The 14,325-nt window shown below is 70.4% G+C and carries 12 protein-coding genes; 10 read left to right on the forward strand and 2 right to left on the reverse strand.

Going from position 1 to position 14,325, the window contains the following annotated elements:
* Positions 1–205 precede the first annotated feature (205 nt).
* The 5 genes from rplU (at position 206) to galE (ending at position 5,210) form a co-directional block, all read left to right on the forward strand.
* Complete coding sequence (rplU, locus tag OG904_RS20280) at positions 206–526, forward strand: 50S ribosomal protein L21 (protein ID WP_112446572.1); 321 nt, start codon at positions 206–208, stop codon at positions 524–526.
* A 13-nt stretch (positions 527–539) separates the two neighbouring features.
* Positions 540–794 carry a 50S ribosomal protein L27 gene (gene rpmA, locus OG904_RS20285; RefSeq protein ID WP_030840805.1) on the forward strand — a complete coding sequence of 85 codons (255 nt, stop codon included), beginning with the start codon at positions 540–542 and terminating at the stop codon, positions 792–794.
* 169 nt (positions 795–963) lie between these two features.
* On the forward strand, positions 964–2,406 hold the full coding sequence (gene obgE, locus OG904_RS20290) for a GTPase ObgE (protein WP_405492936.1): 1,443 nt from the start codon (positions 964–966) through the stop codon (positions 2,404–2,406).
* Between the two features lie 139 nt (positions 2,407–2,545).
* The gene (locus tag OG904_RS20295) at positions 2,546–4,165 is read left to right on the forward strand and encodes a glycosyltransferase family 2 protein (RefSeq protein WP_405492938.1); all 1,620 of its coding nucleotides are present in this window, start codon (positions 2,546–2,548) and stop codon (positions 4,163–4,165) included.
* A 55-nt stretch (positions 4,166–4,220) separates the two neighbouring features.
* Entirely contained in the window at positions 4,221–5,210 is a 990-nt protein-coding gene (gene galE / locus OG904_RS20300; RefSeq protein WP_405492940.1) for a UDP-glucose 4-epimerase GalE, read from the forward strand.
* Positions 5,211–5,320: 110 nt separating this feature from the next.
* On the opposite strand, the gene OG904_RS20305 is transcribed toward galE, so the two are convergent.
* Together OG904_RS20305 and OG904_RS20310 are read right to left on the reverse strand one after the other, a co-directional pair.
* A complete protein-coding gene (locus OG904_RS20305; protein WP_405492942.1) occupies positions 5,321–6,508 on the reverse strand; it encodes a glycosyltransferase in 1,188 nt (395 codons plus the stop codon).
* Positions 6,505–9,375: a CDP-glycerol glycerophosphotransferase family protein gene (locus OG904_RS20310; protein WP_405492944.1), complete on the reverse strand. Its 2,871-nt coding sequence runs from the start codon at positions 9,373–9,375 to the stop codon at positions 6,505–6,507. The genes OG904_RS20305 and OG904_RS20310 overlap by 4 nt, the downstream gene beginning before the upstream one ends.
* A 156-nt stretch (positions 9,376–9,531) precedes the next feature.
* On the opposite strand from OG904_RS20310, the gene OG904_RS20315 reads away from it, so the two are divergent.
* From OG904_RS20315 to OG904_RS20335, 5 genes are all read left to right on the forward strand, one after another.
* The gene (locus OG904_RS20315) at positions 9,532–10,527 is read left to right on the forward strand and encodes a glycosyltransferase family 2 protein (RefSeq protein WP_405492946.1); all 996 of its coding nucleotides are present in this window, start codon (positions 9,532–9,534) and stop codon (positions 10,525–10,527) included.
* 134 nt (positions 10,528–10,661) lie between these two features.
* On the forward strand, positions 10,662–11,111 hold the full coding sequence (locus tag OG904_RS20320) for a GtrA family protein (protein ID WP_405498137.1): 450 nt from the start codon (positions 10,662–10,664) through the stop codon (positions 11,109–11,111).
* A 79-nt stretch (positions 11,112–11,190) separates the two neighbouring features.
* Positions 11,191–12,318, forward strand: coding sequence for a glutamate 5-kinase (proB, locus tag OG904_RS20325; RefSeq protein ID WP_405492948.1), 1,128 nt, complete (start codon positions 11,191–11,193; stop codon positions 12,316–12,318).
* Between the two features lie 97 nt (positions 12,319–12,415).
* A complete protein-coding gene (locus OG904_RS20330) occupies positions 12,416–12,814 on the forward strand; it encodes a hypothetical protein (protein WP_405498139.1) in 399 nt (132 codons plus the stop codon).
* 230 nt (positions 12,815–13,044) lie between these two features.
* A complete protein-coding gene (locus OG904_RS20335; protein WP_405492950.1) occupies positions 13,045–14,322 on the forward strand; it encodes a glutamate-5-semialdehyde dehydrogenase in 1,278 nt (425 codons plus the stop codon).
* The last annotated feature ends 3 nt before the right edge of the window (positions 14,323–14,325 follow it).

A 14,325-nucleotide genomic window follows, 5' to 3' on the forward strand; every position in this document is an offset into this window, starting at 1 on the left:
ACCGGCCCCGTAACCTAGACCGTCGGCATGTCTTAGACGATTACGTTTAAAGCGTGCCGCACTCCTGAGCACCTTCCTCCCGCTGAGCACCACGTGCGGGAGAGGCCGCTCGTCCAATCCGGATCGGTGTGGTCCCGCCTCGCGGTGGTTCCTGCCTGAGCGGCTGGCTTCAGGAGTATCCGCCCCGAGTGAGAGAGAGATCCGCGTGTACGCCATCGTGCGCAGCGGTGGTCGCCAGCACAAGGTTGCTGTCGGCGACATCGTTGAGGTTGACAAGATTCCCACCGCCAAGGTTGGCGACACGGTCGAGCTCTCGACCCTGCTCGTTGTCGACGGCGAAGCCGTGACCAGCGACCCGTGGGTCCTGGCCGGCGTCAAGGTCACGGCTGAGATCGTGGACCACCACAAGGGCGTCAAGATCGACATCCTGCGTTACAAGAACAAGACCGGCTACCGCCGTCGCCAGGGTCACCGCCAGCAGTACACGGCGATCAAGGTCACCGGTATCCCCGCGGCTGCGAAGTAAGAGGGACTGAGACATGGCACACAAGAAGGGCGCATCGTCCACCCGGAACGGGCGCGATTCCAATGCTCAGCGGCTCGGCGTGAAGCGCTTCGGCGGTCAGGTCGTTTCCGCTGGTGAGATCCTCGTTCGCCAGCGCGGCACCCACTTCCACCCGGGTTCGGGTGTCGGTCGTGGTGGCGACGACACGCTGTTCGCGCTGCAGGCCGGTTCGGTCCAGTTCGGCACGCACCGTGGCCGCAAGGTCGTCAACATCGTTCCGGCTGCCTGATCTCAGCTTCTGCTGAATCAGTAGTCCGAAACATCCCGAGGGCGGATCTCAGCTCTTCCCGGCGAAAGCCGGGAAGAGAGGTCCGCCCTCGGCGCGTTGTCACATAGACACGTTTAATGGGCAGCAAGGCCTGCCCGGGACATTCCCGTATGTATCTGGAGGAACACCCATGACCACCTTCGTGGACCGCGTCGAATTGCATGTCGCCGCGGGTAACGGGGGCCACGGCTGCGCCTCCGTTCACCGGGAGAAGTTCAAGCCGCTCGGCGGCCCCGACGGCGGCAACGGCGGCCGTGGCGGCGACGTCATCCTCGTGGTGGAGCAGGCGGTCACCACCCTGCTGGAGTACCACCACAGCCCCCACCGCAAGGCCACCAACGGCCAGCCCGGCGCGGGCGACAACCGCTCCGGCAAGGACGGCCAGGACATCATCCTGCCCGTGCCGGACGGCACCGTCGTCCTCGACAAGGAGGGCAACGTCCTCGCCGACCTCGTCGGCCAGGGCACCACCTACGTGGCTGCCGAAGGCGGCCGCGGCGGCCTCGGCAACGCCGCGCTGTCCTCCGCGCGCCGCAAGGCACCCGGCTTCGCGCTCCTCGGCGTCCCCGGTACCGGCGGCGACGTCGTCCTGGAGCTCAAGACCGTCGCCGACGTGGCGCTGGTCGGCTTCCCGAGCGCCGGCAAGTCCTCGCTGATCTCGGTGCTCTCCGCGGCCAAGCCGAAGATCGCCGACTACCCCTTCACCACCCTCGTCCCGAACCTGGGCGTCGTCACCGCCGGCTCGACGGTCTACACGATCGCCGACGTCCCGGGCCTGATCCCGGGCGCCAGCCAGGGCAAGGGCCTCGGCCTGGAGTTCCTGCGCCACGTCGAGCGCTGCTCGATCCTCGTGCACGTCCTGGACACCGCCACCCTGGAGTCCGACCGTGACCCGCTCGCCGACCTCGACGCCATCGAAGAGGAGCTCAAGCTCTACGGCGGCGGCCTGGAGAAGCGCCCGCGCCTCGTCGTCCTCAACAAGGTCGACATCCCCGACGGCAAGGACCTCGCCGAGATGGTCCGCCCGGACCTGGAGGCCCGCGGGTACAAGGTCTTCGAGGTCTCCGCGGTCGACCGCACCGGCCTGAAGGAGCTGTCCTACTTCCTCGCCGAGGTCATCGCGAAGTTCCGCGCCCGCAAGCCGAAGGAGGAGGCGACCCGCATCGTCATCCGTCCGAAGGCCGTGGACGACTCGGGCTTCACCATCACCTACGACGAGGCCGAGGACGTGTACCGCGTGCGCGGCGAGAAGCCGGAGCGCTGGGTCCGCCAGACCGACTTCAACATCGACGAGGCCGTCGGCTACCTCGCCGACCGCCTCAACCGCCTCGGCGTCGAGGCGGCGCTGAAGAAGGCCGGTGCCCGTGCGGGTGACGGCGTCGCCATCGGCTCCGACGACAACGCGGTCGTCTTCGACTGGGAGCCGACCATGATGGCCGGTGCCGAGATGCTGGGCCGCCGCGGTGAGGACCACCGTCTGGAGGCGCCGCGTCCGGCCACCACGCGCCGCAAGGAGAAGGAAGCCGAGCGGGACTCCGTCCAGAAGGAGTACGACGAGTTCCGTCCGTTCTGACGGAACCACTGACGGAGCTGCTGACGGGGGCGCCGGCCGGACATCCGGCGGCCCCCCGGCCACCTGGCGGATTCCGTTTAGCCCCGTAAGGGTGGCCGGTCTTAAGGCCACGTTTACTCTTGTGGCCTAGGATCCACGGGTGACGAGCACCCATACCCCCACAGTTTCCGTTGTGGTGATCGCGTACAACGATGCCGAACTCGTGGGCGAGGCCATCTCCTCGGCCCTCGCCCAGGGTCCGGTTGTCGCCGAAGTCATCGCGGTCAACGATGCGTCCGCCGACCGCACCGCACTGGTGCTGGACGAGCTGGCAGCCCGCCACCCCCGCCTGAAGGTCGTGCACCGCACGCAGAACAGCGGGGGCTGCGGCACCCCCCGCAACGACGGCATCGCGGCCGCGACCGCCCCGTACGTCATGTTCCTGGACAGCGACGACGTCCTGCCCCCCGGCGCGGTCGGCGCCCTGCTGCGCGCGGCCGTCGACAACCGGGCTCCGGTCACGGTCGGCTCCTGCGTCCGCCGTGAGCTGCCCGAGAGCCGCGACGTGCCCTGGGTGCCCGGCCTGTACGTGCCGGGCGAGGTGATCGACAAGCCGGAGGACCGGCCGGAGCTGGTCCGGGACACCCTCTGCGTCAACAAGCTGTACGAGCGGGCCTTCCTGGACGGGCACGGGATCCGCTTCCCCGACGGCCGGTTCATCTACGAGGACTTCGTGTTCACCGCCCGCGTGCTGGCCGCCTCCCCCCGCATCGCGGTGATCGGTGACCTCGTCTACGTGTGGCACGTGCGCCGCGACGCCGCCCAGGTGTCCATTTCCCTGGACCGCAAGGACGTCGGCAACTGGAGCGCGCGCGTGGAGGCGCACCGCGCGGCCTCCCGGATCATCACCGGGTCCTCGCCCGAGCTGGGCCGGGCCTGCCAGGTCAAGTTCCTCGAGTACGACCTGCGCATGTACCTGCGCGAGCTCGGCCAGGACCCCGGGTACCAGGCCGCCTGGTGGACGCTGACCCGCGACTACGTCGCCGGCTTCGACGACGCCGACATCGAGGCCGCCGGGGCGCACGCCCGCTGGATCGTACGGGTGCTGCGTGCCACCGCGGTGCCGCCCGCCCCCGCCGACCTCCAGCGGCTGACCCGCTTCGCAGCCGACCCGCCGCGCCTGCTGCCCCCGTACGCGACCGGCCCCACCGGAGCGCCGGTGTGGAGCGACGCGCTGCCGGTGGAGCTGGACGGGCTGGCGGAGCTGGTGACGGCCGAGCTGCCCGTGACCATCGACGCCGAACCGAGCGGCTGCTCCGGGCTGCGGATCCAGGTGCACGATCTGTACGGGCGCCTCGCCGAGGCCGGCCCGCGCACCGTCCAGCTGCGCTTCCAGCCCCGGGGCAACCTGGGGAAGCCGCTGGTCACCGAGCCGGTGGAACTGACTCCGGCGGGCGGCGGCCACTGGACGGCCCAACTGCCCTTCCGGCTCACCTCGCTGGCGGGCATCGGGCGCGGTGACGGCCGGCGCGGCATGCAGGCGTGGGACGTGAAACTGAGCGTGGAGTGCGCCGACGGGAGCTCCCTGCTCACCTCCCCGCGCCCCCTCGACAGCCTGCTTCACCGGCGGGTGTTGCCCAGCAGCCGGTACGGTGTGCTGTTGGCGCAGCCCTACCGCACGAGCGGCGGATCGCTGGCGCTGCGGATCGCACCCGGTGCCGCGGGGGTCCTGAGCCTGGCTCGCAACCGCCTCCACCGGGCCCGCTCGACCCGCCGTTAGAGGGGGACCGGCTGCCGCCGGACGGGAAGCAAGAGAGAGAACTCGGGAGACACGCATGACATTTCTGATCACTGGTGGTGCCGGTTACATCGGGGCGCACGTCGTCCGCGCGATGCTGCTCGCGGGGGAGGAGGTCGTGGTTCTGGACGACCTCTCCACGGGCAACGCCGACCGCGTCCCGCAGGGCGTACCGCTGGTGGTCGGGTCCGTGCTCGACCGCCGGCTCCTGGACGAGACCTTCGCCCGGCACCGGATCAGCGGCGTCGTCCACCTGGCGGGCAAGAAGCAGGTCGGCGAGTCCGTCGAGAAGCCGCTGCACTACTACGAGGAGAACGTGGGCGGCCTCACGGTCCTGCTGCAGGCCGTGGCCGCCGCGGGCGTCCGCAACTTCCTCTTCTCCTCCTCGGCCTCCGTGTACGGGATGCCGGACGTGGACCTGGTCACCGAGGACACCCCGTGCCTGCCGCTGAGCCCGTACGGCGAGACGAAGCTGGCCGGCGAGTGGCTGGTGCGCGCCGCGGGCAAGGCCAGTGGCATCTCCACCGCGTGCCTGCGCTACTTCAACGTGGCGGGCGCGGCGACCGCCGGGCTCGCCGACACCGGGGTCTTCAACCTGGTGCCGATGATCTTCGAGCGCTTCGACAAGGGTGAGGGCGCCCGCATCTTCGGCGACGACTACCCGACCCCGGACGGCACCTGCGTCCGCGACTACATCCACGTCGCCGACCTCGCGGAGGCCCACGTGGTGGCGGCCCGCAAGCTCGCGGAGTGGGGCGAGAGCGGCGAGTACAAGGACCTCACCGTCAACATCGGCCGCGGCGAGGGCGTTTCCGTCCGCGAGATGGTCGAGCTGGTCAACGAGGTCACCGGGCACACCGGCGCCGCCTACGCGCCCGAGGTCTCCCCGCGCCGCGCTGGCGACCCGGCGAAGGTCGTCGCCTCCGCCGACCGCATCGCGGCCGAGCTGGGCTGGAAGGCCGGCCACGACGTGCGCGAGATGATCACCTCGGCCTGGGCGGGCTGGGAGTCCCACCGCAAGGCCTGACCCGGCCCGTCAGGACCCGGACCGACCTGAGACCGTACGAAGCCGCCCGCCCCGGACACGACCGGGGCGGGCGGCTTCGTACGCGTTTCACCGGGCTCGGCCCGCTGGGCTCAGCGCTCCAGGAAGGAGAAGAGCTCCTCCCACCGGTCGGTGATGTCGGCGCTGGAGTACCGCTGCACGTGGCGGAAGGCGCTGTCGCCGAGCCGCTCGCGCAGTTCGCGGTTCGCCATCAGCCGGTCCAGCTGCCCGGCCAGCTCCATCGTGTTGCCGAGCCGGGCCAGCAGCCCGTCCTCACCGTGCCGCACGATCTCGCGGACGCCCGGCGCGCAGTCGAAGGCGGCCACCGGCAGACCAGCCGCCATCGCTTCCAGCAGAGTGATCGGGAACCCCTCGGCGCGCGAGGCCTGCGCGAAGACGGAGGCCCCGCCCAGGGCGCCCAGTACGTCGCTGGTGCTGCCCATCCACTGGACGGAGTCCTCCACGCCGAGCTCGGCGGCGTGCGCCCGCAGCGTCGCCTCCTCCACGCCCGCCCCGTAGATCCGCAGGACCCAGTCGGGGTGCTGCGGGCAGGCGTCCGCCCACGCGTCGAGCAGCAGGTCCACGCCCTTCTCGAAGGCGAGGCGGCCGACGCTCGCCACGACCTTCTCGGTGCGCGGGGCGGGGGAGCCGGGCATGAACGGCAGCGGGTTCGGCATGCTGGAGACGTTCTCCATGCCCGAGCGGATCCACAGGTCCGCGTCCTCGGGGGTCAGCACGAGCATGCGGTCGACCTCCGTGTAGTAGCGGCGGACGCGGTTGCCGCGCGTGGACTTCTGGCTGGCCTCGAAGGACTCGTGGCTCATGCCGATGACCGTGCACCCCTTGGTGTCGGCGAGGGCCACCCACTCCATCGCCCAGACCTGCGTGACGATCACCACGGCGCCGGGGCGGGCCGCGCGCAGCAGCCCGCTCAGCACCTCCGCCTTGACCCGCATCTTCGCCCGGCGGGCCGCCTGGCGGCGCCGTTCGGGCGCGTTGAGCCGGCCCTTGATGCCGTGCAGGCGGCGCGCCGCGGGCGGGTGGGCGTCGTACAGCGTCGTCGTCGCGTAGGGGAGTTCCTCCGGCAGCTGCTGGCGGATCTCCTCGGCGACGGGGGCGATGCCGATGACGTGGACGCGGTGGCCGCGGTCGGTGAACAGCCGGGCCATCTGGTGCGACCAGGTCGTGACGCCGCCGAGCTCGTCCACGCTGTTGGAGACGAGGAAGACGTCACGGCCGCCGGCGGCCTCTTCCGGTGCGGTGGAAGTCTGCTGGCTCACTTGCCGCTCCTGGGGAAGAACTTCTCGACGATCCGGCGGGACGCGTCCCCGCGGTCGTATTCGCCGAACTCGGCGAGGAAGCGCTGGCGCGCCTCGGCGTACTTGGCGTCCGCCTCGTCAAAGGCGGCGACGGCCTGGAGCAGTTCGTCCGCGGTGGCCACGACCGGGCCCGGGGCCTTCTCCTTCAGGTCGAAGTACGTGCCGCGGATGTCGGTCGCGTACTTCTCGTAGTCGTACGCGAAGAACAGCATCGGCCGGTCCAGGACCGCGTAGTCGAACATCACCGACGAGTAGTCCGTGATCAGCCCGTCGGCGAGCGCCAGCAGCGGGGTGATGTCGTGGTGCCTGGACACGTCGATGACGCGGCCCGCGACCGACGGCGGCAGCTTGACGCTGTTGAGGTAGTGGGTGCGCACCAGCAGCGTGAAGCGGTCGCCGAGCCGGTCGGCGAACTCCTCCACGTCGAAGGGGAACTCGAAGCCCTCCACCGCGCCGTCCGCGTTCGCCCGGAAGGTCGGCGCGTACAGCAGCACCTCCTTCTCCGGGTCGATCCCGAACTCGCCGGCCAGGGGACCGCGGACCCGCTCCCCGCTGTCCGCCTCGGCGCGGTGGGCCGCGACCAGGGCGTCGTTGCGCGGGTATCCGGTGCGCAGCAGTACCTCGTCGCGCAGCCGGAAGCCCTTGGCGAGGGTGCGGGCGTCGTGCTCGGACCGGATGAGGAAGTGGTCGAAGCGGTCGACGGCCGCCTGGAAGCGGCGCTGTCCGGGCTTGTCCTGTGCCTTGGTGCGGGGCTCGTGGAAGCCCATCCGCTTGAGCGCCGAGCCGTGCCAGGTCTGGATGTACGTGGTCCCCGGGCGCTTGCCCAGCACCAGCGGGAAGCCCTGGTTGTCGATCCAGTACTCGGCCTGCGCCAGCGCGCGCAGGTACGGCCAGCTCCAGCGCCGCACCAGGGTGGCCTCCTTGGGGAAGCCGGTGGGCTTGCCGCCCGCGTACGACCAGATCGGCTCGAAGTCGATGCCCTGGCGCACCATCTCCTCGTAGATCGCCTTCGGGCTGTCGCTGTACTGCTTGCCCATGTGGCTCTCGAAGACGACCGTGCCCTTCTTGACCGGCAGCTTCGAGAAGACCTCGTGGTAGACCTTCACCTTCTGCTCGCCCGAGCTGATGTTGCGGCGGGCCCGCAGGGCCTTGCGCAGGCCCCGTTTGACCACGCCGGCGGCCTTGCCGTGCATCGCGCTGTTGATCAGCGTCTGGGTGCGCACGGCGGCGGCGCCCTGGGCGGTCAGGACGTAGGAGAGGTTCCCCTTCTTGGTGACCTCCGGCTCGAAGCGGTCGGAGACCAGCCGGGTCAGCCGGGGGCGCACGCGCAGCCGGGCCGCCTTCTCCAGGTCCACCCCGCCGACGGAGACGCGGGTGGTGAGGCGGGAGCCGCCGGCCGTCAACTTCAGGCGTACGTCCCAGACGGCGTCGATGATGCCGAGGGGGCGGACGGTGCTGCCGATGTCGGCCGTGGCCTTCCACTCGATCGAGTCACCGGCGTGGCGCACGGTTGCCACGGGGAAGACGAAGGAGCGGACACCGATCTGCCGGCGGGCCCGGAATTCGAGCGAGGCCTTCAGTTCCGCTTCCGGGCTGATGCGGCCCAGCGGGTTCACGACGGAGCCGGACAGGGTGACGGTGCCGCGCCCGTCGTCCTCGTAGGAGGTGAGGCGGTTGCCCAGGGCCAGGGAGGTGAGCGGCGTGCTCGGGAAGCCCTGGTCGGTGACGTCCAGTATCCGGCGGCCCTCGGCGTCGTCGAGGTGCTCGGCGCACCAGTAGACGCGCCCGTCGCGCTCGGCGAGCGGGGAGGTGAGCCGGCCCTTGTTGGTCATCGCGTCGGCGGCCGGGAGGAGGTTGTCCCAGTCCTCCTTGCCGAGCAGGTAGGCGCAGATCGCCTGCAGGTTGGTGACGTGTCCGTACGCGGCCGGGTCGATGCCGGCCAGGTAGCCGTTGGCGAGCCGGGCGAACTCCTGGCGGTAGGCGTCACCGAGCAGCTGCAGGTCCCGCAGGTGCAGCACCAGGTCGTGCTTGAGGAACTTGGCGTCCTTCGCGGACTTGATCTCCGAGTGCCCCTTGGCGGCCAGCAGCTCGTCGACGCGGCGGTGGATCTCCATCCGGTGGACGAAGTTCTCGATCTCGTGGCGCCGGTTGCTGATCGACTTCGCCGCGGCCTTCTCGATCACGTTCCAGAAGTACACGTGGTTCGGGATGAGCGTGATGCGGCGGGCGGCGACGTAGGCCTGCGCGGAGAAGAGCAGGTCCTCGTAGTGGATGCCGACCGGGAACTCCAGGCCCTGCTCCAGCAGGAACGCGCGCCGGTAGCACTTGTTCGTGGAGAGGGTGTCGTAGACCAGCAGGTCCGGGTACTCGGTGATGGACTCCAGCGTGCGGGTGCGCGAGTAGATCCACGGGTACCACTCGGTGGTCTTGCCCCAACGGTTGTCGAGGTGGACCCGGACGCACATGCCCGAGACCAGGTCGGACCCGGTCCGCTCGGCGGCGTCCAGCATGTTGCGGCAGGCGTTGCGTTCCAGCACGTCGTCGCTGTCCAGGAACATCACGTACGTGCCGGTGGCCTGCTGGATCCCGTGATTGCGCGGGGCGCCGCAGCCCCCGCTGTTCTCCGGCAGCCGGAAGGCGCGCACCCTCCCCGGATGCGCGGTTTCGAGCGCCTGGGCGACCGCGTAGGACCGGTCCTTGCTGCAGTCGTCGACGATCACGACTTCGACCCCGTGCAGAGTCTGGTCCAAAACCGACTGGACGGCTGTCGTGAGACGCTCTGCGTCGTTGTAGACGATGACGACCACGGAGACGTCAGGCACGTGCACCTCGATCCCTCTTATTCATTCCGCTTAACCAGTCAAAGCTACCGCGTGCCGCACTCGCCCCCGGCGGGCCCACCACCGCCGTGCATACTTCTAAGGAAGAGGTGAGTGGCAGGTCCGGTCGCCGACAATCACCCGTTCGGACCGCAGGAAGTGTTCATGAAGCTGTCTGTCGTAGTTCCTTGCTACAACGAAGAAGCCGTCATCGACAGCTTCGACACGGAGATCCGCAAGGTTCTGGACGCCCTCCCGGTCGAGTACGAGGTCTGCTACGTCGATGACGGCAGCCGGGACGGGACCCTGGGCAAGCTCCGCAAGATCGCGGCGCAGTACGCCGAAGAGACCCGCTTCGTCTCCTTCAGCCGGAACTTCGGCAAGGAGGCCGGCATGCTCGCGGGCCTGCGCGAGGCCACCGGCGACGCCGTGGTCATCATGGACGCGGATCTCCAGCACCCGCCGGAGCTCATCGCCACCATGCTCGACTACTACCGGCAGGGCCACGACCAGATCATCGCCCGCCGCACCCGCGAGGGGGACAAGAAGCTCCGCACGGCGCTGAGCCGGCTCTACTACCGGGGCATCAACCGGTGGGTCGACGTGGAGCTCACCGACGGCGTCGGCGACTTCCGGCTGCTGTCGCGACCGGCCGTGGACGCCCTGCTCTCGCTGCCCGAGTACAACCGCTTCTCCAAGGGCCTCTTCTCCTGGATCGGCTTCGACACCGTCCACTTCGACTACCGCAACGCGCAGCGCGAGGCCGGCGAGACGAAGTGGAAGTTCGGGTCCCTGCTGAACTACGGCATGGACGGGCTGATCTCCTTCAACAACCGCCCGCTGCGCATCGGCATCTGGGCCGGCGTCTCGCTGGTGGCCCTGACGGCGGTGTACGCCGTGTGGATCGCCGTCATGGCGATGACCAACGGCGTGACCTCCCCGGGCTACGTCACCCTCGTCGCGATCATCGTCGGCCTGGGCGGGGTCCAGATGATCATGTTGGGCCTGATCGGCGAGTACATCGGCCGCATCTACTACGAGACCAAGCGACGGCCGCACTTCCTGGTGAAGGAGTCGCACGGCGGGCCGCGGAATTCCACCGACATCCGCAACGCGCTGCTGCCCGAGGCCCAGGCCGTGGGCGCGGAGCGCAGCAGCTGATGACGCAGGCACCGACCACGCAGGCACCGACCACGCAGGCACCGACCACGCAGGCACCGACCACGCAGGCACCGACCACGCAGGCACCGACCGCGCAGGCACCGACCACGCAGGCACCGATGACGGAAGAACCGATGACGGAAACGACGAACAAGCCGGACCGGAAGGCCCAGCTCGGCCAGATCATCCGGTTCGCCATGGTGGGCGGCGTCAACACCGCCACCTTCTTCGTCCTCTACCTGCTCCTGCACCCGTGGATGCCGTACTTCGCGGCCTACTCCCTCGCCTTCGTCCTGGCGATGGTCGGTTCGTTCTTCATGAACACCTACTTCACCTACCGGACCCGGCCGACGTGGAAGAAGTTCCTGCTCTTCCCGCTGACCAACATCACGAACTACGTGATCCAGTCCGCCGGCCTGTACGCCCTGGTGACCTGGGCGGGCCTGAACACCAAGATCGCCCCGCTGGTCGCGGCCGTCGTGGCCATCCCGTTCACCTACGTCCTCTCCCGCAAGATCCTCATCCCGGGGACCTCCGCCGGGCCCGGGGACACGGAGCAGACCCGCAGCGCGTCCACGGTCTGAAACCCCAGGGCGGGCACGCCGGGCCACCCCGTAGATTGAGCGGGCAGGATCATTTTCGGCAAGGGTCAAGGGGACAGACGTGTCAGCGGCTAGGCAGGACGTGCTCGACGCGCGCAGGATCGTGGTCAAGGTCGGCTCCTCCTCCCTGACGACGGCGGCCGGCGGACTCGACGCCGACCGGGTGGACGCGCTGGTCGACGTACTGGCCAAGGCCCGCAGCGGCGGTGAGAAGGAGATCGTCCTGGTCTCCAGCGGAGCCATCGCCGCCGGACTCTCCCCGCTCGGCCTGCGCCGCCGCCCCACGGACCTGGCCCGCCAGCAGGCCGCCGCCAGCGTCGGGCAGGGCCTGCTCGTCGCCCGCTACACCGCCTCCTTCGCGCGGTACGGCGTACGCGTCGGCCAGGTGCTGCTCACCACCGACGACACGAGCCGGCGCGCGCACTACCGCAACGCCTACCGGACCCTGGACCAGCTCCTGGCCATGGGCGCCCTGCCCGTGGTCAACGAGAACGACACCGTCGCCACGGACGAGATCCGCTTCGGCGACAACGACCGCCTCGCCGCGCTCGTCGCCCACCTGGTCCGCGCCGACCTCCTCGTACTCCTCTCCGACGTGGACGGCCTCTACGACGGGGACCCGGCCCAGCCGGGCACCAGCCGCATCGACGAGGTGCGCGGCCCCGAGGACATCGCCCACGTCACCATCGGCAGCGTCGGCAAGGCGGGCGTCGGAACCGGCGGCATGGCCACCAAGGTCGAGGCGGCGCGCATCGCCGCGGCGGCGGGCATCCCCGTCGTCCTGACCTCGTCCAGCCAGGCCGCGGACGCCCTGGCCGGGCGGGCGACCGGCACCCTCTTCCACTCCACCGGGCGCCGTTCGGCGGACCGGCTGCTCTGGCTCCAGCACGCTTCCACCCCGCAGGGGCACCTCGTACTGGACGAGGGCGCCGTCCGCGCGGTGACCGAGCGGGGCAGCTCGCTGCTGCCCGCCGGCATCGCCGCGGTCGAGGGCGACTTCGTCGCCGGGGACCCGGTGGAACTGCGCTCGGCCGACGGCCGGGCGGTCGCGCGCGGCCTGGTCAACTTCGACGCCAAGGAGCTTCCGCAACTCCTCGGCCGTTCCACGCGCGAGCTCGCGCGGGAACTCGGACCGGAGTACGAGCGGGAGGTCGTCCACCGCGACGATCTGGTCCTGCTGCAGGGCTGAGGTTCGGTAAAACCGCCGCGCGGTGAGCCAAGGACTGGTCAACTGTGAGGGGCGGACACGCGTGGCGCAGACAAGGAGGCGGCTGGTGAGACGAGCGCTGACCAGCGTCGGCAGCGGGGACGGTGACGTCGGTGGGAGCGGGGAGGACCGGGACGCTTCCCGCCTCTGGCACATCACCCTGAGCGTCTCCGGGAAGCCCGCGCCGCTGTGCGAGGTCCGCCGCGGGCTGGAACAGCTCGCCTTCGACCACCCCTTCCTGCTGACCAGCCGCTACGCCGACGACCACGCGGAGATCCGCTACTGGGAAGAGGCCCGCGACCTCCACGACGCGGCGGCCGTCGCCCTGCGCCTCTGGGGCGAACACCGCTCCTCGGCGAAGCTCCCGCCGTGGGAGATCGTCGGCCTGGAAGTCATCGACCGCGCCACCTACCACCAGCGCGTGGCCGAAGGCTACGGCCCACCCCCGGCCCACCCGGTGGGCGTGCACCCCTACTGACGCGGGACGGGGTCACGGCCGCCGGCGTCTGAGGCGATCCCTCAGCCCCTCCGGCGTTTGAGGAGCGGGGTCTGGGGCGGAGCCCCCAGGAGGGGTCCGGGCGGAGTCCGGGAAACGGTGCAAGGGCAGGTAGGGGAATCAGCCCGCGGCCACCGGCCGCCGGCACGCGCAGCCGTCTCGGGGGATGGGACTCCATCGAGCCCGGCGCGGCCGGGGATTACCCTGGCCGCATGACCTCGCTGGATGCCACGACCTCACCCGTGATCGCCACCGCGCAGGCGGCCCGTGCCGCCGCCGCCACCATCGCCCCCCTCCCGCGGTCCGCCAAGGACAAGGCCCTGCTGGCCATCGCGGACGCGCTGGAGGCCCGTACGGCCGAGATCGTCGAGGCCAACGCCGTCGACACCGCCAAGGCCCGCGAGGCCGGGACCAGCGAGACGGTCATCGACCGCCTCACCCTCACCCCCGACCGCGTCGCGGCCATCGCCTCCGACGTCCGTGACGTCGCGGCCCTGCCCGACCCCGTCGGCGAGGTCGTCCGCGGCTCCACCCTCCCCAACGGCATCGACCTCCGCCAGATCCGCGTCCCCCTCGGCGTCGTCGGCATCATCTACGAGGCCCGCCCCAACGTCACCGTCGACGCCGCCGCCCTCTGCCTGAAGTCCGGCAACGCTGTCCTGCTGCGCGGCTCCTCCTCGGCCTACGCCTCCAACACCGCCCTCGTCGGCATCCTGCGCGACGCGATCGTGTCGGCCGGCCTCCCCGCCGACGCGATCCAGCTCGTACCCGGCGAGTCCCGCGACTCCGTCCGCGAGCTGATGCGCGCCCGCGGCCTCGTCGACGTGCTCATCCCGCGCGGCGGCGCCTCCCTCATCAAGACAGTCGTCGAGGAGTCCATCGTCCCGGTCATCGAGACCGGTACCGGCAACTGCCACGTCTACGTGGACGCCCAGGCCGACCTCGCCATGGCCGTGGACATCCTCGTCAACTCCAAGGCCCAGCGGCCCTCCGTCTGCAACTCCGCGGAGACCCTGCTGGTCCACCGGGACATCGCCGACGCCTTCCTGCCGCTCGCCCTCGACGCGCTCGCCGACGCCGGCGTGACCGTCCACGGCGACGAGCGGGTCCTCGCGTACGCGCGCGACTCCAAGGTCACGGCCCTCCCCGCCACCGACGAGGACTGGGCCGCCGAGTACCTCTCGTACGACATCGCCGCCGGCGTCGTCGACTCCCTGGACGAGGCCGTCACCCACATCCGCCGCTGGACCTCCGGCCACACCGAGGCGATCGTCACCACCTCGCAGGCCGCCGCGCGCCTCTTCACCCAGCTGGTCGACTCGACCACGGTTGCCGTGAACGCCTCCACCCGGTTCACGGACGGTGGTCAGTTCGGGTTCGGCGCGGAGATCGGCATCTCCACGCAGAAGCTGCACGCCCGGGGCCCGATGGGGCTTCCGGAGCTCACCTCGACCAAGTACATCGTCACCGGCGACGGTCACGTACGGTAGTCA

The sequence above is a fragment of the Streptomyces sp. NBC_00096 genome, from assembly GCF_045041305.1.
In the GTDB taxonomy this organism is placed as follows: Bacteria; Actinomycetota; Actinomycetes; order Streptomycetales; family Streptomycetaceae; genus Streptomyces.

Bases quoted from the DNA above. Each gene is read 5' to 3' on its own strand.
- rpmA (WP_030840805.1), top strand. From the start codon at position 540: ATGGCACACAAGAAGGGCGCATCGTCCACCCGGAACGGGCGCGATTCC.
- obgE (WP_405492936.1), top strand. From the start codon at position 964: ATGACCACCTTCGTGGACCGCGTCGAATTGCATGTCGCCGCGGGTAAC.
- galE (WP_405492940.1), top strand. From the start codon at position 4,221: ATGACATTTCTGATCACTGGTGGTGCCGGTTACATCGGGGCGCACGTC.
- OG904_RS20315 (WP_405492946.1), top strand. From the start codon at position 9,532: ATGAAGCTGTCTGTCGTAGTTCCTTGCTACAACGAAGAAGCCGTCATC.
- OG904_RS20320 (WP_405498137.1), top strand. From the start codon at position 10,662: ATGACGGAAACGACGAACAAGCCGGACCGGAAGGCCCAGCTCGGCCAG.
- OG904_RS20335 (WP_405492950.1), top strand. From the start codon at position 13,045: ATGACCTCGCTGGATGCCACGACCTCACCCGTGATCGCCACCGCGCAG.